This is a genomic window from Kitasatospora sp. NPDC059747 (assembly GCF_042732955.1).
In the GTDB taxonomy this organism is placed as follows: Bacteria; Actinomycetota; Actinomycetes; order Streptomycetales; family Streptomycetaceae; genus Kitasatospora.
Genome location: NZ_JBHWGV010000231.1, coordinates 5,382 through 5,725, shown reverse-complemented (window position 1 = coordinate 5,725; position 344 = coordinate 5,382). Strand labels below are relative to the sequence as shown.

Genomic DNA, 344 nt, shown 5'->3' with positions numbered 1-344 from the left:
ACGCATCGGCCCCCGCGGGTGCCCCACCGGGTGTGGGGCGCCCTACTGCGCCGGGGCGCCACACACGTTTTCGACGGCGCGGCTCAGCCGACCTTGACCAGGTTCCACTGCTGCGACGTGCCGCCGTTGACGGTCCACTGGACCACCATCTGGCCGTCCACCGTGCCGTTCCCGTTGTCCACCGCCATCCCGCTCGCCCGGTTGGTGAGCTGGTAGGAGCCGCCGCCGAGCGCGGTGATGCTCCACTGCTGCTGGTCGCTCCCGTTGTCGGGCTGCTGGACCAGTGCGGCGCCCGCGGTCGTGCTGGGCCCCGTGTGGAGGGGCCGAACCCGGCGGGCGCCCCA

General features: G+C 73.5%; 1 protein-coding gene. It reads right to left on the bottom strand.

The features are described from left to right. Positions 1-83 precede the first annotated feature (83 nt). On the bottom strand, positions 84-344 hold a 261-nt coding region (locus ACFV4G_RS42800; RefSeq protein WP_380448970.1), incomplete at its 5' end, for an RICIN domain-containing protein.